Source organism: Streptomyces sp. NPDC006711 (genome assembly GCF_042869775.1).
In the GTDB taxonomy this organism is placed as follows: Bacteria; Actinomycetota; Actinomycetes; order Streptomycetales; family Streptomycetaceae; genus Streptomyces.
In genome coordinates, this window is sequence record NZ_JBIAGO010000005.1 from 171,423 (window position 1) to 193,857 (window position 22,435).

A 22,435-nucleotide genomic window follows, 5' to 3' on the forward strand; every position below is an offset into this window, starting at 1 on the left:
CCCGAACGACCGTGTCCCACATCACAGTTGAGGTTGACCCCGGGTCAGGGTCGAGGCTCATCGCATCGGCAGGACGCCGGCCCGGCCGGGAGGCCGGAGACGACGATGTGAAGGAGCCCGTCACCATGAGCACCCCTCTGCACACCACCACCAACTCCCCTGTTTCCCCCACCACTTCGCGCCCGGGCCAGGACCGTCCGCACCTGCGCAAGGTGCTCGACGAGGTGACCGCCGGCGGTTTCCTCGGCGTCCAGCTCCGGGTGCGCGACGAGCGGGGCGAATGGGTCGCGGGGGCGGGGGCGGGCGAGCTGGACGGGAGCGCGGGACCGGTGACGGACGGCCACTTCCGTATCGGCAGCACCACCAAGAGCTTCGTCGCGACCGTGGTGCTGCTGCTGGTCGCCGAGGGCAGGATCGGTCTCGACGCCCCGGCCGCCGACCACCTCCCCGAGTTCGGTCTGGACCGGCGGATCACGGTACGCATGCTGCTGCGGCACACCAGCGGCATCTTCAACCACACCGGCGAGCTCTACGAGGACGGCACGATCGTGCTCGGGGTGCCCTGGCAGGGCAAGGAGTGGGTGGAGAAGCGGTTCGCGACGTACCGGCCAGAGGACCTGGTGCGCCTGTCGCTGTCCAAGCCGGCCCGGTTCGCACCCGGTACGGGCTGGAGCTACGCCAACACCAACTACGTCCTGGCCCGGCTGGTGATCGAACACGTCACGGGGCGTACGTTCGCCGAGGAGCTGAGCCGGCTCGTCCTGCGGCCGCTCGGGCTGACCGGCACGCTCGCGCCGGGCGACTCCCCGGAGATCCCCGCGCCGCACAACCGCGGTTACTACCGCTACGAGGACGCCGGCCAGGAGCGGATCGTGGACGTCACCCGGCAGAACCCGTCCTGGGTCGGAGCCGGCGGGGACATGATCTCGACCACCGGGGACCTCGCCACCTACTTCTCCGCGCTGATGGGCGGGCGGCTGCTTCCGGCCGGGCTGCTGGCCGAGATGCGCACGCCGGAGGCGACCGTCGGTTACGGCCTCGGGGTCTTCGCCCAGGAGACGGGGAGCGGCACCGTCTTCCACCACAATGGCGCCACCATGGGCTCGGCGGCGCTCATGTACGCGAGTGCCGACGGCCGTACGGTCCTGACGGCCGGGCTGACGTGGGTCGACGACGCCGATCTGACGATCGCGCCGGCCTTCCAGGCCGCCCAACAGCGCTTCGTGGAGGCGGTGTTCTCGGGCAGACTGGCCGGATGAGCAACGGGGTCACGATCGGGCAGGCGGCGTCGTTCGCCGGCGTCACCGTCAAGACGGTGCGGCACTATCACAAGCTCGGCCTGGTCGCGGAGCCGGAACGGGACAGCTCCGGCTACCGGCGTTACGGGTCGAGGGAGTTGCTGCACCTGGTGCAGGCGCGGACGCTGGCCGGCGCGGGGGTGCCGCTGGCCGAGATCGCGCCCATGCTCGACGCCGACGCGGCGCGGTTTCGTACCGCGCTCGCCGACGTCGAGCGCCGGCTCACCGAAAGCATCGCGGAGCTGACCGCCCGGCGCGACACCCTGCACCGGCTCGCCGACGGCGACCGGGCGCTGCTGCCCGACCGTGCCTGCGCGCTGCTGGAGCGGATGACGGACCTCGGCTTCGATCCCGACTACGTGGCCGCGCAACGCGAGGCCATGGTGCTGGCCCGCGCGCTGGTGCCGACGGGGTTCGAGGGATTCCTGGCCCAGCTGGAGACCGGGCTCGACGACCCCGAGTACGTCGATCTGACCAGGCGGGCCCAGGAGGCGGAGGCCTGGGACCCGGACGATCCGCGCGTCGAGGAACTGGCCGGCGCCCTGGCGAACCGCTACCTCGCCAACGCCGCCCCGCGCGGGGACGACGCGAGCCTGCGGGCATGGGCGAAGGCATCGGCCCAGTACCAGCTGATCAACACCCACCGCGCCGACCAGGCACCGGTCGCGGCCCGCCTGACCGCCCTCACCGAAGCCAAGCTCCGCGCGGCGGGAGTGCCGTTGCCCAGGCGGTGACGCGCGTTCGCCACCACGGGGCGGGTGTGCTCAACGCCAGTGGTTGTTGCTGGTGTGGTCGCCCGCGAGCCAGCGGGCGAGGTCGGCGTGTGCCGTGGCGCGCCGCTCGGCGTCGATCTTCTCCACGTCCGGGTGATCGACCGCGAACTCCAATATCAGCCCGTTCGGGTCGGTGATGTACAGCGAGACGCAGAAGCCGTGGTCGATCACGTGAGCGTTCGCCTCCGCGACGCCGGCCGCGGCGACGCGCTCGCGCAGGGCGTCCTGGGTCTCGGCCTCGACCTTGAAGGCGATGTGACGCAAAGGAGTCGCATTGATGCTGGTCTTGAACTCCGCCTGGTCCTTGGGGTCGGCGAACTGAAAGAACGCCAGCGCGCTGCCGTCGGCCAGCCCGTAAAGAGCGTGGCTGTAGGCGCGCTCGGCCCCGGACAACACCTCACGCTCGGTCCACGTGGCCACCAGCGGCAGCCCGATGACGTCTTCGTAGAAGCGCCGGTTGGCCTCCTGGTCGTCGGTGATCCAGGCGTGGTGGTGGAGGCGGAGGGGGAGTGCCAGTGTCATGTCGGGTCATCTCCGTTGCCCAGGTGGGCCGTTGGGGGCATCGGGCCGGACCTGCGGGAGGCTGTCGGCTCTGTGACCAGCATGCCGTCAAAGTAGGTTGAACGTTGAATCAATTCGGGCCATGTTCGCGGGCGGGGGTGGCGGTGGCCCGAGCGCCGGATCTGTGACCGAGGTGCTCGGGCGGCCGGCGAACGTGGTCGACGCATCCGAACCGCCGCGCCATGGGCGGAGCGGTATCGAGGCGGGGCGCGGCCGTGCGGCCGGAAAGGCTCGTCGTGGGCGACGTGTCGTGGCAGCGGCCGGCGGCCGCTCTCGCTGTCTCGACGCAGTGGTGATGCGTCTTGCCTGCGTTGGTGCCGGCCTGGGGCGCGGTGATGTGGTGTCTCCGTGCGACGGATGCTGGTGCCTCCCGGCGGACGACCTCGCTGTCGATTCCCTGTGGTGCGATCATTCGCAATTCCTCATTGGCAGCCGAGTCGCCGTGGGGCGTCGGGCAGCCAATCGACGCAAGCCACAGGCGGCAGAAGACTGAAAGCCGCACCTGGCGCCCCTCGGTGAGCCAACCGAAGGGCACGCCCGGCCCCACGGAAAAGCGTAGGGGATACCGAGGGGTGGGTGGGAATGCCTATCACTATATCGAAATTTCCTTATGGAATCGTGTCGAATCTCTGGGTAATGTTCATTGTGTTAGGCGAGCCTTCCGTGAGTCGCAGCACTATCAAGGGCTGGTCGGTGAATTGAAGATATGGCCAGATCGGGCGCGGAGTCGGAAAGGGTGAGGCCCGATTTCAGGCCCGTCGCATAGATAAGCCAAGAAAAGCGCCGGAGGGAGAAGGTGTGGGCCGTTCGGTTTCCACGCCAAGCGGCCTGCCGTATGCCTTCTCCCACCCGGCGGCAAGGGAAGTCCAGGTGAAGAAGAATCACATTCGAATGACTGCTGTTACTGCAATGGCTGCTTTAACTTTCGGCGTAGCCGCGCCAGTCGCAAGCGCAGTCGAGACCAACCGTGACAAGGCGGCGGCTTTGCAGGCGGCGGAGTCGTTGCAGCCGACTGCAAGCGATGTCCGCGACCTCGTCTCCCGCATGCGGGCAGACGGTGCGGATGCACAGCAGATTCGAGAATTCGAACAATACGCGAAGCAGCTTGAAAACCCCGGCGCCCACGAGGAGGCGGAGCGGATCCTGGGGTCGGGCACGATTGTTCGCAAACTGGTCGTCGCCGGACTGCGCCACGGTGGCGTGTGGGCCGGCAAGATCGTCGGCAAGCTCCACAGGAAGAGCGGTGACTTCCTCAAGCGCAACGGCGGTAAGGTTGCCGACGCGATTGAGGACGTCGAGAGCTGGAGCGAGACTGCGCTGACCATCGCGCTGGTCAAGGCTGGTGTTCCAGCTGACATCGCCAAGGATCTCGCGACGGCCATCATGTTGGTCGCTGCCTGAGACCGTTGATTTCGCGGGCGGCATACCGGCTGGTTCGGGTGTCGCCCGCTTCTGTCTTCTCCTGTACGAAGGAGGTGCATCGTGGAGCCCCAGCGGCCCGATGAGCCAACCTGGGCCTGTCTGTCAACTCGTGAGAAGGTGTCTGCCGCCCTCGGCATGACGGGCCTGGGTCTCGGTATCCTTGCTGCCTTGGCCGCGGTGATGCTGGCAGGCGTTCTGGCTGTCGCTTTTCTCTCCAGCGACTTGATCGAAGCTGACAGCGCCAGCTCCCTCGTCTGGGCGGTGCTGCTGTGCCTTCCCTGCGGCCTGCTCGCGACTGCCTTCACAGCTCCTGTACGCCTTGCACTGAGCCTGACTGGTATTTCCGAGAGGTCCAAACGCCGCGCGGACATGGCCATATCCGCGACAACGACGTTCCTGGGTGCGCTGCTCGTTGAATCCTTCACCCCCGGGCTCCGCGTCGAACGCCCCTGGCTTCCAGCGCTACTGGCCACACTGTTGGTCGCTCTCGCCAATCTGGTGATCAACTACGTCGAGCGCCGCCGCCATTCGAACGGCGAGGAAGGTTGAGGACCACGTCTCGCACATGGCCCGACTTCCGCCGGAGCGATTGGCTCCCACGCAGCCGGCGCCGGATCAGCCTGCCGCCGCGGCGGGAGGGGTAGCTCTGCCGGCCGACGTAGATGTCGCGCGGCGGATGGCCGCCCATGATCAACTCAACGATCTTGGACCGTAAGGGCAGGACTCCAGCGGCTCACCGTGTGAGGGGGCTCGGGTCACGCGTTGTCCCCCTGGCCAGTTGTCTCGGCGTCTGCGCCGTCGCGCGGCGGCGGCGGGAACATGGGCCGCCGGTTCAGGGCTTCGTGCAGCGTCGGTGGAGCCACCGGCCGGGTTCCGGCGAGTGCTTCCTCCCGTCGCCGGCGGCGGTCGGTGTCGACCGCCCGGTCGATCATGCGGGCGTGCTCGGTCCAGGCCACGGGCATCCCGGCCGGAAACTGTTCGTCTGCGGCGGCCGGTGCGGCCGCCGCAGGTGCTCGGGTGATCTTGCGGGCCTGGCCGACGACGCGACGACAAGTGGTCAAGGACGCTCCAGACGTGCGGGCGCCAGCCCGTAACCATCGAGTACCGCCAACCGTAAGCAGCCGCCATCTCCTTGGCCGCCGCGAACCTCCGCGCGTCCTCGTCCATGATCAGTCTCTCAGGCGTACGTCCAGCAGCCACATTCCGCCGCCGATCACGGCCAAGTAGTCCGGGATGTGCCAGGACGACCCGCCTAGAAATGCGGCTTCCCCGCTGTGCACCGCGACAAGCTCGTCGAAGCGGCTCGAGTCCGACCGGATGCCTGCCCCGGGAGTCTCACTCACGCACGCACAGCGCCACCCACCCACGTGGCGACAGAGCCCGATCTTCGGAAACCGGATCGCTGAGCTCGAGTCGAGTTCTTTGCATAAAACTGCATCGGTACGTATAGTCATGCCATCACCGAGGAGGATTGCGATGGCGGCGGTACGTGCGGCAGTGGCGGGGGCCAGTGGGTATGCGGGTGGGGAACTGCTCCGGCTGCTCGTTGGGCACCCCGGGGTCGAGATCGGGGCGCTGACCGCGAACTCCAACGCCGGGCAGGTGCTCGGTGCGCTCCAGCCGCAGCTGGGTCCGCTGGCCCACCGGGTCCTGGAGCCGACCACCGCCGAGGTGCTGGCCGGGCACGACGTCGTGTTTCTCGCGCTGCCGCACGGACAGTCCGCGGCGGTCGCCGAACGGCTCGGTGACGACGTGCTCGTCGTGGACATGGGGGCCGACTTCCGCCTCCGTGACGCCGGGGACTGGGAGAAGTTCTACGGCTCGGCGCACGCCGGGACCTGGCCCTACGGGCTGCCCGAACTGCCGGGCGGGCGGGCCGCGTTGGAGTCGGCGCGGCGGATCGCGGTGCCGGGCTGCTACCCGACCGCCGTCTCGCTCGCTCTGTTCCCCGCCTACCGGGACGGCCTCGTCGAGCCCGACGCGGTGATCGTCGCGGCCACCGGCACCTCCGGCGCGGGCAAGGCGCTCAAGCCCCATCTGCTGGGCAGCGAGGTGATGGGCTCGATGTCCCCCTACGGCGTCGGCGGCGGCCACCGGCACACCCCCGAGATGATCCAGAACCTGAGCGCGGTGGCCGGCGAGGACGTCACCGTGTCCTTCACGCCCACCCTCGCGCCGATGTCCCGCGGCATCCTCGCCACCTGTTCCGCCAAGGCGAAGCCCGGCGTCGGCGCCGAGAGCGTACGGGCGGCGTACGAGAAGGCCTTCGCCAACGAGTCGTTCGTGCGTCTGCTGCCCGAGGGGCAGTGGCCCGCGACCGCGTCCGTGTACGGGTCCAACGCCGTCCACGTGCAGGTCGCGTACGACCAGAGCGCCGGCCGCGTCCTCGCGATCAGCGCCATCGACAACCTCACCAAGGGCACCGCCGGCGGCGCGGTGCAGAGCATGAACATCGCCCTCGGGTTCGAGGAGAGCCTGGGCCTGCCGACGGTCGGAGTCGCACCGTGAGCGTCGCGCGCGGCCACCGGGCCACGCATCACGACGGACACCGCGCGGGCGCCGCCGCGTGGGCCCAGAAGTGAACGAGAAGACGCCGTGAGCGGCGCGCGCGGCCGCCGGGCCGTGGAGATGACGACGAAAGCCGCGCGGGCGCGCCGCGCGGGCCCAGAAGCGAACGAGGAGACACAGTGAGCGTGACGGCAGCCAAGGGATTCCAGGCGTCGGGCATCGCCGCCGGGATCAAGCAGAACGGCAACCCGGACCTGGCCGTCGTGGTCAACACCGGACCCCGCCTCGCGGCCGCGGGCGTCTTCACCTCCAACCGCGTCAAGGCGGCCCCGGTCCTGTGGTCCGAGCAGGTCCTCAAGGGTGGCGAGGTGCGCGCGGTGGTCCTCAACTCCGGTGGCGCCAACGCCTGTACGGGCCCCCAGGGCTTCCAGGACACGCACGCCACGGCCGAGAAGGCCGCCGCCGCCCTCGACGCCGCCGGGTACGACGAGACCGGCGCGGGCACCGTCGCCGTCGCCTCCACCGGGCTGATCGGCACCCTGCTCCCCATGGACAAGCTGCTGCCCGGCATCGACAAGGCCGTGGCCCAGCTCAGCGATCACGGCGGCGAGAAGGCCGCCATCGCCATCAAGACCACCGACACCGTGCACAAGACGAGTGTCGTCACCCGGGACGGCTGGACGGTCGGCGGCATGGCCAAGGGCGCGGGCATGCTCGCGCCCGGGCTCGCCACCATGCTCGTCGTGCTCACCACCGACGCCGATCTCGACGCGGCCACCCTCGACAAGGCGCTGCGCGACGCCACGCGGCAGACCTTCGACCGGGTGGACTCCGACGGCTGCATGTCCACGAACGACACGGTGCTCCTGCTCGCCTCCGGCGCGTCCCAAGTGGCGCCCGCCTACAGCGAGTTCGCCGAGGCAGTGGTGACCGTCTGCGACGACCTGGCGCGCCAGCTCATCGGCGACGCCGAGGGCGCGTCCAAGGACATCCGCATCGAGGTGATCAACGCCGCGAGCGAGGACGACGCCGTGGAGGTGGGCCGCTCCATCGCCCGCAACAACCTCCTCAAGTGCGCCATCCACGGCGAGGACCCCAACTGGGGCCGGGTGCTCTCCGCGATCGGCACCACCAAAGCGGCCTTCGAGCCGGATCTGCTCAACGTCGCCATCAACGGCGTGTGGGTCTGCGAGAACGGTTCCGTCGGCGAGGACCGCGACCTGGTCGACATGCGCTTCAGGGAGGTCCGGATCACCGCCGACCTCGCCGCGGGCACGAGCGAGCCCGTCGTCATCTGGGCCAACGACCTCACCGCCGACTACGTCCACGAGAACAGCGCGTACAGCTCATGAGCGCCCACTCGTCTCCCGCCACCACCCGTCCAAGGAATGGGCCGCGCTCATGAGCACTCGCAAACACACCGCCCTGCCCAAGGCGCAGATCCTCATCGAGGCGCTGCCCTGGCTGACCCGGCACCACGGCAAGACCGTCGTCATCAAGTTCGGCGGCAACGCCATGGTCGACGAGGAGCTGAAGCGCGCGTTCGCGCAGGACGTGGTGTTCCTGAGGCAGTCGGGCCTCAAGCCCGTCGTCGTGCACGGCGGGGGGCCGCAGATCAGCGCGCAGCTCGACAGGCACGGCCTGGTCAGCGAGTTCAAGGCGGGCCTTCGGGTCACTACGCCCGAGGCCATGGACGTGGTGCGCATGGTGCTCGCCGGGCAGGTGCAGCGCGAACTGGTCGGGCTGCTCAACGAGCACGGGCCGCTCGCGGTCGGCATGACCGGCGAGGACGCCCACACCATCACCGCCACCCAGCACCGGCCCGAGATCGACGGCGAGCTCGTCGACATCGGCCGGGTGGGCCAGATCACCGCGATCGACCCGGGCGCGATCACGGCGCTCCTGGACGACGGCCGCATCCCGGTCATCTCCTCGATCGCCCGCTCCCAGGACGACGGACATGTCTACAACGTCAATGCTGATACGGCGGCTGCGGCACTTGCGGCTGCGCTGGGCGCCGAGACTCTGATGGTCCTCACCGACGTCGAGGGCCTGTACGAGGACTGGCCGAACAGCGACGAGGTGATCAGCAAACTGACCGCCACGCAGCTGGAGAAGCTGCTGCCCGAGCTCTCCAGCGGCATGGTCCCCAAGATGGAGGGCTGTCTGTTCGCCGTGCGCAACGGGGTCAACACCGCGCGCGTGATCGACGGCCGGGTCCAGCACTCGATTCTGCTGGAGATTTTCACGGATGAAGGCATCGGCACGATGGTCGTGCCGGACGCACGGGGAACCGGAGGGGGAACGCGGTGAGCAACGAGGAACTGGCGCGGCGCTGGCGGCACGCCATGACGGACAACTACGGCACGCCGAAGCTCGCGCTCGTACGCGGTGAGGGCGCCACGGTGTGGGACGCGGACGGCGCCGCCTACACCGACTTCGTGGGCGGCATCGCGGTCAACGCGCTCGGGCACGCCCATCCGGCCGTCGTGCGGGCGGTCTCCGAGCAGATCGCGACGCTCGGCCATGTCTCCAACCTGTATGCGGCGGAGCCTCCCGTGGCGCTCGCCGAACGCCTCCTTCAGCTCTTCGGGCGGCCCGGACGCGTTTTCTTCTGCAATTCCGGCGCCGAGGCCAACGAGGCCGCGTTCAAGATCGGCCGGCTGACCGGACGCACCCGGATGGTCGCCACCCACGGCGGTTTCCACGGCCGGACGATGGGCGCGCTCGCGCTCACTGGACAGCCGGGCAAGCAGGAGCCGTTCCGGCCGCTGCCCGGTGACGTCACCCATGTGCCGTTCGGCGACGTCGAGGCGCTGCGGGCGGCCGTCACCGAGGAGACCGCCCTCGTCGTCATCGAGCCGATCCAGGGTGAGATCGGCGTGGTCGTCCCGCCGGCCGGCTATCTGCGGGCCGCCCGGGAGATCACCCGCGCCACCGGCACGCTGCTCGTCCTCGACGAGGTGCAGACCGGCATCGGCCGGACCGGTGCCTGGTTCGAGTACCAGCGGCACGAGGGGGTCGAGCCGGACGTCGTCACGCTCGCCAAGGCGCTCGGCGGGGGGCTGCCGATCGGCGCCACCGTCGCGTTCGGCCCGGCGGCCGATCTCCTTGAGCCCGGAATGCACGGCACCACCTTCGGCGGCAACCCCATCGCCTGCGCCGCGGGCCTGGCCGTACTCGACACCCTCGCGGCCGACGGCGTACTCGACCGGGTCAAGCGGACCGGCGAGAAGCTGCGGGAGGGAATCGAGGCGCTGGCGCACCCGCTGGTCTCCCATGTCCGTGGTGCGGGGCTGCTGCTGGGTATCGTGCTCAACGAGCCCCTCGCACCTCAGGTGCAGCAGGCGGCTCAGGGTGCCGGCTTCCTGGTCAACGCGCCCGCGCCCGATGTCGTACGGCTCATGCCGCCGCTCGTCATCGGCGACGCGGAGGTGGATGCGTTCGTCCGGGCGCTGCCCGGCATCCTTGGAGCAGCAGGCGGGGACGGACGATCCGGAGAATGAGACGACGATGACCGACGAGGCGCAGGACTTCGAGCCGGGCGGCCCCGCCGTACCGCAGACCCGCACCGCCCGCCACCGCCGGATCGTGGACATCCTCAACCGGCAGCCGGTGCGGTCCCAGAGCCAGCTGGCCAAGCTGCTCGCGGACGACGGGCTGAGCGTCACCCAGGCCACGCTCTCGCGCGACCTCGACGAACTGGGCGCGGTGAAGATCCGCAACACGGGCGGCGAGCTGATCTACGCGGTGCCCAGCGAGGGCGGTTTCCGTACGCCCAAGGCGCCGCTGGGGGAGTCGGCGAAGGAGGAGCGGATGCGCAGGCTCTCCGCCGAACTCCTGATCTCGGCGGAGGCCTCCGCCAACCTGGTGGTGCTGCGCACCCCGCCCGGCGCCGCCCAGTTCCTCGCCTCGGCCATCGACCAGGCCGAACTGCACGACATCCTCGGCACGATCGCGGGTGACGACACCCTGATGCTGATCAGCCGCGACCCCACGGGCGGCCAGGCGCTGGCCGACCATCTGCTGCGCCTGGCGCAGAACGACCACCGCTGAGGGGAGTTGGAGGCCCGGCCCTCAACTGCCGTCAGACGAAGGGCGGTTCAGTACCCGGTGATGGCGGTGGGGCCGGTGTCCGTGCCGATCGCGATGTGCGGGGAGCGGGCCGGATCGGCCCAGGCGAGCACCTGGTCCATCGCCTCGGCGGGCACCGACACACAACCGGCGGTCGCGCCGCTTCCGTTGACGTGCAGAAAGATCCCGGCGCCCCGGCCGCGCACCGGCCGCTCGTAGTTGTAGCCGATGACGAGCGCCCGGGCGTACTGGCCGGCGAACGCCGTCAGATGCTCCGACTCCGACGCCCGGCAGTCCTTGGGCAGCCCCTCCACCCAGCGGTTGTAGGAGCGGGACTCGTTGTCCTCGCACCACCAGGAACGGTCGGTGGCGCGCCGGTAGGGATAGCGGATGCCGGGCGGCGCGGCGGCCACCCCGAAGGCGTACGGAAACGCGTACAGGCCGGTCGGCGTCGTGTTGGTGCCCTGCACGCGCGTCTCGCCATCCGCCAGGCCCTTGGCGCCGAACCTCGCGGGCGCGGACCCCGCCGCCACCCAGTGCCCCTCGCGCAGGTCCCACCAGGTCAGCCGCCCGGTGGTCGAGCCGAGCTCGGCCGCCTCCGCGGTCAGCAGCTGGCTGCCCCCGCCGGTGCGGGCAAGCCGCTCCGGCAGCGGCGCGGGAGGCTCCGGCGCGGCGAGCGGGACCAGCAGGGAGGCGAGGAGCAGCGTGGCGATGCGCATGCTCGTGACCGTATGCGCCGCCGCTGGCGACGGCCGCCCGAACCGGCCCGGGTTGCTCCGTAAGCGGGACGCGCCCGCGCCGCCGCCCGCCCGTCAGCCCACGCGTCCGGGCAGCGGGAGCGGGAGCCCGGGCAGGCCGTCGATGCTGGTGGCGATGTGCTCCTTCTTCGCGAAGTACGCGCTCAGACTGGCGTCGTCCTCCCGCGCGAAGCGTTTGGCGTGCAGGTCGCGGTCCTCGTCGTACGACAGGAACGGCACCGCGTATCCGCAGGTGTCGCGGATGAGTTCGGCGGTGACGACCACGACGGCGCGCAGCCCGTGCGGGGCCGGGTCGACGCCGGGGAAGCGGGCCACAAGATCTTCGAAGCGCGGGTCGTCACGGAAGACCGGCTCGCCCCTGCCGTGCACCCGCACGATGTTCGGCGGCCCCTGGAAGGCGCACCACATCAGGGTGATGCGGCCGTTCTCCCTCAGGTGAGCGATGGTCTCGGCGTTGCTGCCGGCGAAGTCGAGATAGGCCACGGTCCGCTCGTCGAGCACCGCGAAGGAGCCGGCGACACCCTTGGGGGAGAGGTTGATGGTCCCCTCCTGGCCGAGCGGGGCGGTGGCGGTGAAGAAGAGGGGCTGGTTCTCGATGAAGGTCCTGAGGCGGCCGTCTATGCGGTCGTACGTCTTTCCCATGGGCGGATTATCCGCCGCCGCCCGGGCGGTCACCGGAAATTCCGGCCCGTGGACAGAGCTCGCACGTCCGCGCCCCCGAGTGCTTTGACAAAACATGCAGAGCTCTGCATAGTTATGCCAACAACGAGATCGCCGCCGGGCGGCCCGCCCACTTCTGAGGAGCTTGAGCTGTGAGCAGCAACAACGGTGACGTCCGGCTCTGGGGTGCCCGGTTCGCCGACGGTCCCGCCGAGGCGCTGGCGAAGCTGTCCGCGTCGGTCCACTTCGACTGGCGGCTCGCCCCCTACGACATCGCGGGCTCGCGCGCCCACGCCCGTGTGCTGCACGCGGCCGGCCTGCTCACCGCCGACGAGCTCCAGCGGATGCTCGCGGGCCTCGACCAGCTGGCGAGCGACGTCGCCGACGGCTCGTTCGTCGGCACCGTGGCGGACGAGGACTGCCACACCGCCCTTGAGCGCGGCCTCCTTGAGCGCCTTGGCCCCGACCTCGGCGGCAAGCTGCGGGCCGGGCGGTCCCGCAACGACCAGGTGGCCACGCTCTTCAAGATGTACCTGCGCGACCATGCCCGGATCATCGGTGGCCTGATCGCCGACCTCCAGGACGCCCTGATCGGCCTCGCCGAGGCGCACGCGGACGTCGCCATGCCCGGCCGTACGCACCTCCAGCACGCCCAGCCGGTCCTCTTCGCCCACCATGTGCTCGCCCACGTGCAGTCCCTGTCCCGGGACGCCGAGCGCCTGCGGCAGTGGGACGAGCGGACCGCCGTTTCGCCCTACGGCTCCGGCGCGCTCGCGGGCTCCTCGCTGGGGCTCGACCCGGAGGCGGTCGCCGCGGAGCTCGGCTTCGAGCACGGCTCGGTGGGCAACTCCATCGACGGCACGGCCTCGCGCGACTTCGTCGCCGAGTTCGCCTTCATCACCGCGATGACCGGCGTGAACCTCTCGCGGATCGCCGAGGAGATCATCATCTGGAACACGAAGGAGTTCTCCTTCGTGACCCTGCACGACGCCTTCTCGACCGGCTCGTCGATCATGCCGCAGAAGAAGAACCCGGACATCGCCGAGCTGGCGCGTGGCAAGTCGGGCCGGCTCATCGGCAACCTCACCGGCCTGATGGCGACCCTGAAGGCGCTCCCGCTCGCCTACAACCGCGACCTCCAGGAGGACAAGGAGCCCGTCTTCGACTCCTGCGACCAGCTGGAGGTCCTGCTTCCGGCCTTCACCGGCATGATGGCCACGCTCACCGTCAACCGGGAGCGGATGGAGGAGCTGGCCCCCGCCGGGTTCTCGCTCGCCACCGACATCGCCGAGTGGCTGGTCAAGCAGGGCGTGCCGTTCCGGGTGGCGCACGAGGTCGCGGGGGAGTGCGTCAAGGAGTGCGAGGCGCACGGCATCGAGCTCGGCCAGCTCACCGATGAGCAGTTCGCGAAGATCTCCGAGCATCTGACGCCCGAGGTCCGTACGGTGCTGGACGTCAAGGGCGCGCTCGCCTCCCGCGACGGGCGCGGCGGCACGGCCCCCTCGGCCGTCGCCGTCCAACTGGCCGAACTGAAAGCCGACTTGGCGGTCCAGCGCGCCTGGGCCGACGCGAAGAAGTAGCGTCCGGGCGGACCGGGCTCCCCTCGCCCCAGTGAGACGTGTGTGTCTCACTGGGGCTAGAGTTGTCTCATGACCGTGGACCGAGACCAGGTACTCCGCACCGCCGCAGCCCTCCTCACCCGCAAAGCGACCGCCACCATGGACGAGGTCGCCCGCGCCGCCGGCATCGGCCGGGCCACCCTGCACCGCCACTTCGCGGGCCGCGAGGCGCTGGTCAGAGCGCTGGAGGAGCTGGGCATCCGGGAGCTGGAGGGCGCCCTGGACGCCGCCCGTCTGGAGGAGGGCGCGGCGACGGACGGACTGCGCCGGATGGTCGCGGAGGTCGAACCCGTCGCGGGCCTGCTCGCCTTCCTCGTCACCGAGAACCAGCTCTTCGAGGGCGAGGAGATGAACGCGGGCTGGGCCCGCATCGACACCCGGGTCTCCGCGCTCTTCCGGCGCGGCCAGGAGCGGGGCGAGTTCCGCATCGACCTCACGCCCGCCTGGCTCACCGAGGCGCTGTACGGGCTGATCGGCGCCGGGGCCTGGGGCGTGCAGGACGGCCGGGTGGCCGCCAAGGACTTCCAGTACATGATCGTCGAGTTGCTGCTCGGCGGTGTACGGCGGAGCGTGGAGAAGTGACCGCGACCCAAGCCCGCCCGCCCCAGGCCGTCGGCCCCACGGGCCGCTGGCTCGCGCTGGCGGTACTCGTCCTGGCTGTCCTGCTCGTCGCCGTCGACGCGACCGTGCTCGGCCTCGCCACGCCCTTCCTCAGTGAGGACCTGAAGCCGTCCGGCACCCAGCTGCTGTGGATCGGCGACGTCTACTCGTTCGTCATCGCCGGGCTCCTGGTCTCCATGGGCAGCCTCGGCGACCGCATCGGCCGTAAGAAACTCCTGCTCTGCGGCGCGGTGGCCTTCGGCGCGGTGTCCGTGCTCAACGCCTACGCGTCGAGCCCCGAGATGATGATCGTGGCCCGGGCGCTGCTCGGCATCGCGGGCGCGACCCTCATGCCCTCCACGCTCGCCCTGATCCGCAACATCTTCCACGACCCCAGGGAGCGCAGCCTCGCCATCGGCATCTGGGGCGCCGCCGCCTCCGCCGGCACGGCGGTCGGGCCGGTCGTCGGCGGATTCCTCCTGGAGAACTTCTGGTGGGGCTCGGTCTTCCTCATCAACCTGCCGGTCATGGCCGTCCTCGTCCTGGTCGGCATCAAGCTGCTGCCCGAGTCCCGCGACCCCGCCCCTGGGCCCTGGGACCTCATCAGCGTCGGGCTCTCCCTGGTCGGCGTGGTCGCGGTCGTATACGCGGTGAAGGAGGCCGCGGTCAACGGGTTCCGCTGGGACATCCTGGCCTCCGCGGTCCTCGGCGTCGCCGCGCTGGTCTGGTTCGTACGGCGCCAGCGCCGGCTCGACTCGCCGCTCCTGGACATCCGCCTCTTCCACCACCGGGGCTTCTCCGGGGCCGTCCTGGCCGACCTGCTGACCATCCTCGGCCTCTCGGGCCTCGTCTTCTTCCTCTCCCAGTTCCTCCAACTGGTCCAGGGCCGCTCGCCGTTGGAGGCCGGGCTCATCGAACTGCCCGCCGCCGTCGGCGCGGTGGGGTCGGGGCTCGCGGCCGGTTCCATCGCCCGGCGGACCTCGGTGCGGGCCGCGGTGTCGGGCGGTCTCGCGGCGGTCGGCGTCGCCCTCGCCGCCTGCGTCCTGCTCGGCGCGGACACGGACATCGTCTCGCTCGGCATCGCCCTGTTCGTGGGCGGTCTCGGCGCGGGTCTCGCCTTCACGGTGACGGCGGACGTCATCCTCTCCAGCGTCCCCAAGGAGCAGGCGGGCGCGGCGTCGGCGGTCTCCGAGACGGCGTACGAACTGGGCGCGGCCCTCGGCATCGCGCTGCTCGGCTCGGTGGTGACCGGGATCTACCGGGGCTTCGAGGTGCCGGCCGGGGTGCCCGCCGATCTCGCGGCCGAGGCCCACGATTCGCTCGGCGGGGCGGTCGAGGCGGCGGTGCGGCTGCCGGGCGATCAGGCGCGCGCGGTCCTGGCATCGGCCAAGGACGCGTTCACGCAAGGGTTCCAGACGGCGGCGGGGGTGGGGGCGGTGGTGCTGTTCGCCACGGCGACGGTGGCGTTCTTCCTGCTCCGGGGCCAGCGCCTCCCCGAAAGCCCCGAGCACCACTGATCCCGGCGGGGCGCGGGTGCGCTGTGGGCCCGCGCGGGATGGGGGTTCACTTTGCGGGGGCTCGGCATGCGCTCTGTCAGGGGCGCGGGGAACTGCGCGACCAGCCCCCTGCGGTCCGCACTTTGACGTGGACGGCGCCCCCGGGGGCCTGTTGTTCGGCCGCAGGCCCGTCGTGGCTGGTCGGGCAGTTCCCCGCGCCCCCAACAGGGCCGGCCCGGCCAGGGCGCGGGCGACGCGGGGTCGGGGCGGACCCCCGGAGGGACTACGCCGCCTTCGCCTTCGTGGCGTACATGTCGACGTACTCCTGCCCGGACAGCCGCATGACCTCGGCCATCACCGAGTCCGTGACGGCCCGCAGGACATAGCGGTCCCGGTCCATGCCCTCGTAGCGCGAGAACTCCATCGGCTCACCGAAGCGCACCGTCACCTTGCCGGGGCGCGGCATCCCCGCGCCGCCCGGCTGGAGCTTGTCCGTGCCGATCATCGCGAAGGGGACGACCGGCGCGCCCGTCATCAGGGTCAGCCGCGCAACGCCCGTACGGCCGCGGTAGAGGCGGCCGTCGGGGGAGCGGGTGCCCTCCGGGTAGATGCCGAACATCTGGCCGTTCTCCAGCACGCGGCGGCCGGTCATCAGCGCCGCGACACCACCGTTCGCGCCGTCCCGGTCGACCGGGATCATGCCGACGCCGGTGAAGAACCAGGCCATCAGGCGGCCCTTGAGCCCCTTGCCCGTGACGTACTCGTCCTTGCCGATGAAGGAGACCTGCCGGTCGCACACAATGGGCAGCACGATCGAGTCGATGAACGTCACGTGGTTACCGGCGAGGATGACTGGACCGGTGCCCGGGATGTTCTCGGCGCCTTCCACCTGTGGGCGGAACATCAGGCGCATGATCGGTCCGAGCACTGCCTTGATGAGCGCGAAGCGGGACAACGGGCCCTCCGGGGTCGTCTGGGTGGATGTCGGTTGTCTGTGCAGGTGAGGACGATACTCGCGGCGCACGTCCGATCGCACATCGGGTTCACGCAGTGGATACACGTTCTTGGCGCGTGTTCGCGCCGGATTTGGCCCTCGTTCACCCCCGAGTACCCCGTAGACATCCCGCTCTTCAGCTCGGTCCGCCTACGCTCGTGCCCTCCCGGCGGGCAGCCGCGGGACAGGTGCGACACCAGTGGCATCCAGACGAAGGAGAGTTCATGAGTGAGGGTGAGCGGATGAGCCCCGGACGGCGCGCCGTGCTCGGTGCGGCGGGCGTGGCGGGCGCGGCCGTGTTCGGCTCGGCTGCCGTCGGCCTGACGGCGGGGGAGGCCGAGGCCGCGCCGCGCCGGGGAGGCGGCCCGGCCGGATACCGCGACCTGCCCGTCCCGTACGTCATCGGGCACCGGGGCACCGCCGGATACCGGCCAGAGCACACCCTCGGCTCCTACCAGCACGCCCTCGACCTCGGCGCCCACGTCATCGAGCAGGACCTGGTCCCCACCAAGGACGGGCATCTGGTGTGCCGTCACGAGAACGACATATCGGCCACCACCGACGTCTCCGCGCACCCCGAGTTCGCGTCCCGCAAGACCACCAAGAGCGTCGACGGGACCGCCGTCACCGGATGGTTCACCGAGGACTTCACCCTCGCCGAGCTCAAGACGCTGCGCGCCAAGGAGCGCATCCCGGGCAACCGGCAGCACAACACGCTATACGACGGCCGCTGGGACGTGCCCACGTTCGAGGAGGTGCTGCGCTGGGCCGAGGAGCAGGGGCGCCGTCTCGGCCGCCGGATCTGGCTGCACTCCGAGACCAAGCACCCCACCTACTTCCGGGGCATCGGACTGCCCCTGGAGAACCGGGTCGCGACACTGCTGCGCCGCTACGGCCGCAACCGCGCCGACTCCCCGCAGTTCCTCGAGTCCTTCGAGCCCAGCAGCATCCAGCGCCTGGCGAAGCTGGTGGACACCCCTGCCGTGGTGCTGCTCTCCAACGCCGGCACCAAGCCCTGGGACTTCGTCGTCAGCGGCGATCCGCGCACGGTGGACGACCTGGTCAAGCCGGCGGGCCTGCGGTGGATCGCCTCCTACGCCCAGGGCATAGGCCCCACTCTCGACCTGATCATCCCCAAGGACGCCGACGGGAAGCTGACCCGGCCGACCACCCTCGTCCGTGACGCGCACGCCCAGGGCCTGATCCTGCACCCCTACACGATGCGCGACGAGAACACCTTCCTGCCCGCCGAGTACCGGCGCGGCAGCGACCCCAACGCCTACGGCGACGCGTTCGGCGCCTTCAGGACGTACTTCGCGACCGGCATCGACGCGGTGTTCTCCGACAACGCCGACACCGCCCTGCTCGCGGCGGCCGACTTCCGGGGACGCTGACCTCCGCCCCGTACGGGTGACAAGTGTCCGCCGGGGAAACCGGCTTCCCCGGCGGGCGCGTCCCGCCCGGCATGGATCTCGTCACAGAGCTCAGCCCGCTCCTCGCCGCCGAAGCGGCGGCCGAGGCATCCGGCACCGGTGTCGACGCCGCCGATCTCGAACAGGCCGTCTGGCTGCGGCTGTTGGAGCGCCGGCCGTCGGACCTGCCGCTCCCGGCGCGCTGGGTGCGCAGCGCCGTACGGGCCGAGGCGCGCCGGGCCCGGCGGCTGCGGCGTCAGGAGAGTCCCTACGCCGGTGAGCGCGCGCCCGATCCGGGCCCGGGGCCCGAACTGGCCGCGCTCAGCGCCGAACGGCGGCGTGTCCTGCGCGCGGCGATCGCCCGCACGCCGGGCGGCTGCCCCCGTCTGCTCACCGCGCTGCTCTCACCGAAGGACCCCACCTACCGGGAAATCGCAGGGGAGTTGGATATCTCACAGGGCAGCCTGGGGCCGACGCGTTCCCGTTGCCTGGGATGCCTGCGCAGAATGCTGGCGGCGGAGGTTGCCGCTCCTGAACGCGGGGGAAAGGAGCGGTAGACCATCGGGGACCAGTTGAGCGAGAGGCATGCGCACATGGGCATGAGCGTGACCATCTCTGCGGCCGGCGCACAGGATGCCGAGCAGATACTGAAGCTGCAATACCTGTGCTACCAGAGCGAGGCCGAACTCTACGGCGACTACTCGATCGAGCCCCTGACGCAGACCCTCGATGAGCTGCGCGGTGAACTGTCCACGGGGTACGCCCTGGTGGCCCGGCTCGGCGACGAGGTCGTGGCCTCGGTGCGGGGCCGGGTGGACGAGTCCGGAACCGGCCGGATCGACAAGCTGATCGTCCACCCCCGGATGCGGCGGCACGGCCTGGGCGGCCGGCTCCTGAGCGCCATCGAGGCCCACTTCGCCGCGGAGCTCGCCGCCAAACGCTTCCAGCTCCTCACCGGCCGGCGCAGCGAGTCGAACCTGCGGCTGTACCGCAGGCACGGTTACGCGACCGTCGCCACGGAGCCCGTGAGCGCGCGGCTCTCCCTGATCACCCTCGAAAAGGCCGCGGCGGCGCAGGAGTTCGTGGCCAGCGCCTAGCGCCTAGCGCTCGGCGCCTGGCTGTGGGCGCTTGGCGCGCCTGAGCCACAGCATGCCGAGGACCGGCAGGATCACCGGGATGAAGAGGTAGCCCATGCCGTAGTCGGACCAGACCGTCTTGTCGGGGAAGGCCGAGGCGTCCACCAGCGTCCAGGTGCCGACGATCAGGACGAACAGGAGCTCCGCCGCGCAGCACACCAGGGCCGCGCGGCGGGCCCGCTCCCCGCCGCGCACCAGCGAGTACGTGATGAAGCCGTACACGCAGGCCGCGATCGCGGACAGTACGTACGCCAGCGGCGCCTTGCCGAAGTCCAGGACCGACTGGACGATCGAACGGGACGCGGCGGCCACGGTGAAGACCCCGTAGAACCAGACGAGCACCCGGCCGGGCCCGGTGCCGATCTTCTCGACGGGCGTGGTGTCAGTGGCGGACTCGGTCACGGTCAGCCTCCCCAGATGTCGTAGAGACGCACTTCGAGCACGGCGAGCACCACGGCGCCCGCCGACACCGTCACCGAGCCCCACTTGGTCCGCTCGGACAGCGAGAGGAAACCCGCCGCGGGGACGGCCGCGAACGCTCCGGCCAGATACGCGATGAAGATCGCGACACCCTGCTCGGGCCGCTCGCCCCGGCCGAGCTCCACCAGGCCGACGACCAGCTGGGCCAGCGCCAGGACGGCGACCACGGCCATGCCGATGAAGTGCCAGTCCTTGGTGGCCTGGTCCCGGTATGCGGCATATCCGCACCAGGCGGCGAGGGCGAGCGCGGCGGCGGCGACCGCGACCGTCAGGGCATCGAGCATGGGGTCGAGGGTATTACGGTCCGAAAGGCCCGATGCGCTCACCCCTGCCCGGCGAGGAGCGCGGCACCGCCGCCGTCGCCGCACCGGGCGCGAGGCGGTCCGGGCGACCGTGGCCTTGACCACAGCGCCCCCGGCCGACGCGCCCGGATGGGCTGCGGTCGCCGTCGCATTTCCGGCCGTGTCCGCGCAGGTCACAGCGGGTGGCGTCGGGGTCGGCGCGGCGGAGGCCGTCCGTCCGTGGAGCCGTCCAGGTGTGTCCGCTATTCGGACATCTCCGAGGGGTGCCGGGCCGGTTCTGCTTTACTTGCCGACATGACCACGACGAGCAGCCGCACCCTTGCGACCGAGGCGAAGATGACGCCCGGTGCTCGTTGTATGTGTCGAATGTGCGCCTTCTGAGGGCCCCCGCCTGAGCCTCGCGCCCCGAAGCGAGACCACGACGGCCGCGCCCGGTTCCGTACCCGATCCCACGGACCCGGCCTGCCCCGCGCACACCGCGCCCCCGGTACCCACCGCGGGGGCCGAGCCGCGCCCCGAACACGTTTGCCCCGTGCCCGGCATACCCCGCGCCGCGCACTCGACAGTGACGGAAATCCTGTGATCACCACAACGGGCCTGACCAAGGTCTACCAGTCGCGCGGACGAGATGTCACCGCGCTCGACGGCGTCGACCTGCACGTCCGCGAGGGCGAGGTGTACGGCGTCATCGGCCAGAGCGGCGCCGGCAAGTCCTCTCTCATCCGCTGCGTCAACCTCCTGGAGCGCCCCACGTCGGGCACCGTGAGCGTCGACGGCGTCGACCTCACCGCGCTCGCCGGGCGCGGCCGCCGGGCCGGCAGGGACCTGCGCCGGGCCCGCTCCCGCATCGGCATGGTCTTCCAGCACTTCAACCTGCTGTCCTCGCGCACCGTGCGGGACAACGTCGAGCTGCCCCTGGAAATCCTCGGAATCTCCGGCGCCGAGCGCACCCGCAAAGCCCTGGAACTGCTCGACCTCGTCGGCCTCGCCGACAAGGCCAAGGCCCACCCCGCCCAGCTCTCCGGCGGCCAGAAGCAGCGCGTCGGCATCGCCCGCGCCCTGGCCGGCGACCCCAAGGTGCTGCTCTCCGACGAGGCGACCAGCGCGCTCGACCCCGAGACCACCCGCTCGATCCTCCAGCTCCTGCGCGACCTCAACCAGCAGCTCGGCCTCACCGTCCTGCTCATCACGCACGAGATGGACGTCGTCAAGACGGTCTGCGACTCGGCCGCGCTGATGCGTAAGGGACGGATCATCGAGTCCGGCACGGTGAGCGAACTGCTGGCGACGCCCGGCTCCGAACTCGCCGCCGCACTGTTCCCGGTGACCGGCGCCGCCACCGGCCCCGAGCGCACCGTCATCGACGTCACCTTCCACGGCGAGGCCGCCACCCAGCCGGTCATCTCGCAGCTGTCGCGGACGTACAACATCGACATCTCGATCCTCGGCGCCGCGATGGACACCGTCGCCGGCAAGCAGATCGGCCGGATGCGGATCGAACTGCCAGGGCGTTACGAGGAGAACGTCGTCCCCGTCGGCTTCCTGCGCGAGCAGGGCCTCCAGGTGGACGTCGTGGACGACAGCGCCGAGGCCGAGGCCCGGACGGCCGGTCTCGTGAAGGAAGGTGCCAAGTGACCTGGTCGGAGATGCAGCCGCTGCTGTCGCAGGGCACGTACGACAGCCTCTACATGGTGCTGTGGGCGACCGTCGTCACCATCGCGGCAGGCCTGCCGCTCGGCGTGCTGCTCGTCCTCACCGACAAGGGCGGACTGCTCCAGAACCGCCCGGTGAACAAGGTCGTCGGCGTGATCGTGAACATCGGCCGCTCGCTGCCCTTCATCATCCTGCTGATCGCCCTGATCCCGTTCACCACCTGGGCCGTCGGCACGTTCATCGGCCCGAGCGCGATGATCGTGCCGCTCTCCATCGGCGCCATCCCGTTCTTCGCGCGTCTGGTGGAGACCGCCGTGCGCGAGGTCGACCACGGGCTAGTGGAGGCCGCGCAGTCCATGGGCGGCGGCATCCCCACCATCGTGTGGAAGGTGCTGCTCCCGCAGGCGCTGCCCTCGCTCGTCTCGGCGGCCACCACCACCGTGATCACGCTGGTCGGCTACTCCGCGCTGGCCGGCGCGGTCGGCGGCGGCGGACTCGGCTCGGTCGCCATCACCTACGGCTACCAGCGCTTCGAGACCACCTTCATGCTCATCACGGTCGCCGTCCTGATCGTGATCGTCACCGTGGTCCAGCTGCTCGGCGACGGCATCGGACGCCTGCTCGCCCGTCGCGGCCGGGCCTCCTGAACCTCCCTTGAGAAAAACGGCCCGCACTCCTTGTCCGGGCGT

25 protein-coding genes are annotated in these 22,435 nt (G+C 70.6%); 17 read left to right on the forward strand and 8 right to left on the reverse strand.

The features are described 5' to 3' along the window. The first annotated feature begins 125 nt into the window (after positions 1–125). Both ACFYM2_RS13525 and ACFYM2_RS13530 read left to right on the forward strand, forming a co-directional pair. Positions 126–1,259: a serine hydrolase domain-containing protein gene (locus tag ACFYM2_RS13525; RefSeq protein ID WP_359004179.1), complete on the forward strand. Its 1,134-nt coding sequence runs from the start codon at positions 126–128 to the stop codon at positions 1,257–1,259. After that, positions 1,256–2,032: a MerR family transcriptional regulator gene (locus ACFYM2_RS13530; RefSeq protein WP_388836020.1), complete on the forward strand. Its 777-nt coding sequence runs from the start codon at positions 1,256–1,258 to the stop codon at positions 2,030–2,032. The genes ACFYM2_RS13525 and ACFYM2_RS13530 overlap by 4 nt, the downstream gene beginning before the upstream one ends. 30 nt (positions 2,033–2,062) lie before the next feature. Here the strand turns inward: ACFYM2_RS13530 and ACFYM2_RS13535 are convergent, their stop codons facing one another. Next, positions 2,063–2,593: a VOC family protein gene (locus ACFYM2_RS13535; RefSeq protein ID WP_359004173.1), complete on the reverse strand. Its 531-nt coding sequence runs from the start codon at positions 2,591–2,593 to the stop codon at positions 2,063–2,065. Between the two features lie 909 nt (positions 2,594–3,502). On the opposite strand from ACFYM2_RS13535, the gene ACFYM2_RS13540 reads away from it, so the two are divergent. Together ACFYM2_RS13540 and ACFYM2_RS13545 are read left to right on the forward strand one after the other, a co-directional pair. Beyond that, the gene (locus ACFYM2_RS13540) at positions 3,503–4,033 is read left to right on the forward strand and encodes a hypothetical protein (protein WP_388836023.1); all 531 of its coding nucleotides are present in this window, start codon (positions 3,503–3,505) and stop codon (positions 4,031–4,033) included. 81 nt (positions 4,034–4,114) lie between these two features. Then, positions 4,115–4,603 carry a hypothetical protein gene (locus tag ACFYM2_RS13545; RefSeq protein ID WP_359004168.1) on the forward strand — a complete coding sequence of 163 codons (489 nt, stop codon included), beginning with the start codon at positions 4,115–4,117 and terminating at the stop codon, positions 4,601–4,603. Between the two features lie 206 nt (positions 4,604–4,809). On the opposite strand, the gene ACFYM2_RS13550 is transcribed toward ACFYM2_RS13545, so the two are convergent. Then, complete coding sequence (locus tag ACFYM2_RS13550; RefSeq protein WP_359004165.1) at positions 4,810–5,115, reverse strand: hypothetical protein; 306 nt, start codon at positions 5,113–5,115, stop codon at positions 4,810–4,812. Positions 5,116–5,223: 108 nt separating this feature from the next. Further along, a complete protein-coding gene (locus tag ACFYM2_RS13555; RefSeq protein WP_359004162.1) occupies positions 5,224–5,397 on the reverse strand; it encodes a hypothetical protein in 174 nt (57 codons plus the stop codon). A gap of 133 nt (positions 5,398–5,530) precedes the next feature. On the opposite strand from ACFYM2_RS13555, the gene argC reads away from it, so the two are divergent. The 5 genes from argC (at position 5,531) to ACFYM2_RS13580 (ending at position 10,618) form a co-directional block, all read left to right on the forward strand. Further along, positions 5,531–6,562 carry an N-acetyl-gamma-glutamyl-phosphate reductase gene (gene argC / locus ACFYM2_RS13560; RefSeq protein WP_388459043.1) on the forward strand — a complete coding sequence of 344 codons (1,032 nt, stop codon included), beginning with the start codon at positions 5,531–5,533 and terminating at the stop codon, positions 6,560–6,562. Between the two features lie 179 nt (positions 6,563–6,741). Further along, complete coding sequence (gene argJ, locus ACFYM2_RS13565) at positions 6,742–7,914, forward strand: bifunctional glutamate N-acetyltransferase/amino-acid acetyltransferase ArgJ (RefSeq protein ID WP_359004156.1); 1,173 nt, start codon at positions 6,742–6,744, stop codon at positions 7,912–7,914. Between the two features lie 49 nt (positions 7,915–7,963). Next, the gene (gene argB, locus ACFYM2_RS13570; RefSeq protein ID WP_359004154.1) at positions 7,964–8,875 is read left to right on the forward strand and encodes an acetylglutamate kinase; all 912 of its coding nucleotides are present in this window, start codon (positions 7,964–7,966) and stop codon (positions 8,873–8,875) included. Positions 8,876–8,910: 35 nt separating this feature from the next. After that, on the forward strand, positions 8,911–10,068 hold the full coding sequence (locus tag ACFYM2_RS13575; protein WP_388459087.1) for an acetylornithine transaminase: 1,158 nt from the start codon (positions 8,911–8,913) through the stop codon (positions 10,066–10,068). A gap of 7 nt (positions 10,069–10,075) precedes the next feature. Continuing rightward, complete coding sequence (locus ACFYM2_RS13580) at positions 10,076–10,618, forward strand: arginine repressor (RefSeq protein ID WP_350229389.1); 543 nt, start codon at positions 10,076–10,078, stop codon at positions 10,616–10,618. Positions 10,619–10,665: 47 nt separating this feature from the next. Here the strand turns inward: ACFYM2_RS13580 and ACFYM2_RS13585 are convergent, their stop codons facing one another. Both ACFYM2_RS13585 and ACFYM2_RS13590 read right to left on the reverse strand, forming a co-directional pair. Then, positions 10,666–11,355: a L,D-transpeptidase family protein gene (locus ACFYM2_RS13585; RefSeq protein WP_359004150.1), complete on the reverse strand. Its 690-nt coding sequence runs from the start codon at positions 11,353–11,355 to the stop codon at positions 10,666–10,668. Between the two features lie 93 nt (positions 11,356–11,448). Continuing rightward, a complete protein-coding gene (locus ACFYM2_RS13590) occupies positions 11,449–12,036 on the reverse strand; it encodes a pyridoxamine 5'-phosphate oxidase family protein (protein WP_388459046.1) in 588 nt (195 codons plus the stop codon). 170 nt (positions 12,037–12,206) lie between these two features. On the opposite strand from ACFYM2_RS13590, the gene argH reads away from it, so the two are divergent. From argH to ACFYM2_RS13605, 3 genes are all read left to right on the forward strand, one after another. Further along, positions 12,207–13,634: an argininosuccinate lyase gene (gene argH, locus ACFYM2_RS13595; protein WP_388459048.1), complete on the forward strand. Its 1,428-nt coding sequence runs from the start codon at positions 12,207–12,209 to the stop codon at positions 13,632–13,634. 69 nt (positions 13,635–13,703) lie between these two features. Next, positions 13,704–14,255 (forward strand): helix-turn-helix domain-containing protein, encoded by a 552-nt coding sequence (locus ACFYM2_RS13600; RefSeq protein WP_359004142.1) that lies wholly within the window; start codon positions 13,704–13,706, stop codon positions 14,253–14,255. Continuing rightward, complete coding sequence (locus tag ACFYM2_RS13605) at positions 14,252–15,790, forward strand: MFS transporter (protein WP_359004139.1); 1,539 nt, start codon at positions 14,252–14,254, stop codon at positions 15,788–15,790. Before ACFYM2_RS13600 ends, ACFYM2_RS13605 begins: the two co-directional genes overlap by 4 nt. 262 nt (positions 15,791–16,052) lie before the next feature. Here ACFYM2_RS13605 and ACFYM2_RS13610 read toward each other — a convergent pair whose 3' ends face one another. Further along, positions 16,053–16,673: a 1-acyl-sn-glycerol-3-phosphate acyltransferase gene (locus tag ACFYM2_RS13610; protein WP_246033685.1), complete on the reverse strand. Its 621-nt coding sequence runs from the start codon at positions 16,671–16,673 to the stop codon at positions 16,053–16,055. Positions 16,674–16,987: 314 nt separating this feature from the next. Here ACFYM2_RS13610 and ACFYM2_RS13615 point away from each other — a divergent pair, with 314 nt between their 5' ends. From ACFYM2_RS13615 to ACFYM2_RS13625, 3 genes are read left to right on the forward strand one after another with little or no spacing between them, the layout of a single operon-like run. Beyond that, positions 16,988–18,157 (forward strand): glycerophosphodiester phosphodiesterase, encoded by a 1,170-nt coding sequence (locus tag ACFYM2_RS13615; RefSeq protein WP_388836029.1) that lies wholly within the window; start codon positions 16,988–16,990, stop codon positions 18,155–18,157. A 23-nt stretch (positions 18,158–18,180) separates the two neighbouring features. Further along, positions 18,181–18,732, forward strand: coding sequence for a sigma-70 family RNA polymerase sigma factor (locus ACFYM2_RS13620; protein WP_388459053.1), 552 nt, complete (start codon positions 18,181–18,183; stop codon positions 18,730–18,732). A 36-nt stretch (positions 18,733–18,768) separates the two neighbouring features. Further along, positions 18,769–19,272, forward strand: coding sequence for a GNAT family N-acetyltransferase (locus tag ACFYM2_RS13625; RefSeq protein ID WP_359004260.1), 504 nt, complete (start codon positions 18,769–18,771; stop codon positions 19,270–19,272). Positions 19,273–19,275: 3 nt separating this feature from the next. Here ACFYM2_RS13625 and ACFYM2_RS13630 read toward each other — a convergent pair whose 3' ends face one another. Both ACFYM2_RS13630 and ACFYM2_RS13635 read right to left on the reverse strand, forming a co-directional pair. Beyond that, on the reverse strand, positions 19,276–19,713 hold the full coding sequence (locus ACFYM2_RS13630; protein WP_388836032.1) for a hypothetical protein: 438 nt from the start codon (positions 19,711–19,713) through the stop codon (positions 19,276–19,278). Between the two features lie 2 nt (positions 19,714–19,715). Then, entirely contained in the window at positions 19,716–20,075 is a 360-nt protein-coding gene (locus ACFYM2_RS13635) for a hypothetical protein (RefSeq protein WP_350229381.1), read from the reverse strand. 597 nt (positions 20,076–20,672) lie between these two features. Here ACFYM2_RS13635 and ACFYM2_RS13640 point away from each other — a divergent pair. Next, entirely contained in the window at positions 20,673–21,728 is a 1,056-nt protein-coding gene (locus ACFYM2_RS13640) for an ATP-binding cassette domain-containing protein (RefSeq protein ID WP_359004130.1), read from the forward strand. Continuing rightward, entirely contained in the window at positions 21,725–22,393 is a 669-nt protein-coding gene (locus ACFYM2_RS13645) for a methionine ABC transporter permease (RefSeq protein ID WP_350229379.1), read from the forward strand. The genes ACFYM2_RS13640 and ACFYM2_RS13645 overlap by 4 nt, the downstream gene beginning before the upstream one ends. Positions 22,394–22,435 lie beyond the last annotated feature (42 nt).

Bases quoted from the DNA above. Each gene is read 5' to 3' on its own strand.
- ACFYM2_RS13625 (WP_359004260.1), top strand. From the start codon at position 18,769: ATGGGCATGAGCGTGACCATCTCTGCGGCCGGCGCACAGGATGCCGAG.
- ACFYM2_RS13525 (WP_359004179.1), top strand. From the start codon at position 126: ATGAGCACCCCTCTGCACACCACCACCAACTCCCCTGTTTCCCCCACC.
- ACFYM2_RS13580 (WP_350229389.1), top strand. From the start codon at position 10,076: ATGACCGACGAGGCGCAGGACTTCGAGCCGGGCGGCCCCGCCGTACCG.
- ACFYM2_RS13535 (WP_359004173.1), bottom strand. From the start codon at position 2,593: ATGACACTGGCACTCCCCCTCCGCCTCCACCACCACGCCTGGATCACC.
- ACFYM2_RS13610 (WP_246033685.1), bottom strand. From the start codon at position 16,673: ATGTTCCGCCCACAGGTGGAAGGCGCCGAGAACATCCCGGGCACCGGT.
- ACFYM2_RS13590 (WP_388459046.1), bottom strand. From the start codon at position 12,036: ATGGGAAAGACGTACGACCGCATAGACGGCCGCCTCAGGACCTTCATC.
- ACFYM2_RS13530 (WP_388836020.1), top strand. From the start codon at position 1,256: ATGAGCAACGGGGTCACGATCGGGCAGGCGGCGTCGTTCGCCGGCGTC.
- ACFYM2_RS13600 (WP_359004142.1), top strand. From the start codon at position 13,704: ATGACCGTGGACCGAGACCAGGTACTCCGCACCGCCGCAGCCCTCCTC.
- ACFYM2_RS13635 (WP_350229381.1), bottom strand. From the start codon at position 20,075: ATGCTCGATGCCCTGACGGTCGCGGTCGCCGCCGCCGCGCTCGCCCTC.
- ACFYM2_RS13615 (WP_388836029.1), top strand. From the start codon at position 16,988: ATGAGTGAGGGTGAGCGGATGAGCCCCGGACGGCGCGCCGTGCTCGGT.
- argC (WP_388459043.1), top strand. From the start codon at position 5,531: ATGGCGGCGGTACGTGCGGCAGTGGCGGGGGCCAGTGGGTATGCGGGT.
- ACFYM2_RS13585 (WP_359004150.1), bottom strand. From the start codon at position 11,355: ATGCGCATCGCCACGCTGCTCCTCGCCTCCCTGCTGGTCCCGCTCGCC.
- argB (WP_359004154.1), top strand. From the start codon at position 7,964: ATGAGCACTCGCAAACACACCGCCCTGCCCAAGGCGCAGATCCTCATC.
- ACFYM2_RS13575 (WP_388459087.1), top strand. From the start codon at position 8,911: ATGACGGACAACTACGGCACGCCGAAGCTCGCGCTCGTACGCGGTGAG.